Source organism: Gluconobacter sp. Gdi (genome assembly GCF_014132155.1).
Taxonomy (GTDB): domain Bacteria; phylum Pseudomonadota; class Alphaproteobacteria; order Acetobacterales; family Acetobacteraceae; genus Gluconobacter.
The window spans coordinates 1-235 of the sequence record NZ_BLJQ01000105.1 but is presented as its reverse complement, the minus strand read 5'-3'; the positions used below and the strand labels follow the sequence as shown (position 1 = coordinate 235).

Below are 235 nucleotides of genomic sequence, written 5' to 3'. Positions count from 1 at the left end.
GGCGTCGGTAGGGTTCTGGATGAAGCGGATCTTGCCGTTGAGCCAGCGGGCGTTTTCAAGCTGTTGCATGAGATCGGAGACGAGCCATCCCTCCCGCCCAGCAAAGACGAGGGTAGGAACCTGGTCTTCGGGCAGATCTTCGAGGAGTCTGCGCCAGACGCGGAAGAGCAGGGCATGGTTCTTGCGGGCCTCGAGGGTGGAGACGAACAGGACGTAGGACCCATTCACGAGAGGC

The 235-nt window shown here is 61.3% G+C and carries 1 pseudogene; it reads right to left on the bottom strand.

The annotated features are described in order from the left end of the window. Positions 1–235, bottom strand: a pseudogene (locus JN414_RS16685) (glycosyltransferase family 1 protein); the annotation flags it as partial.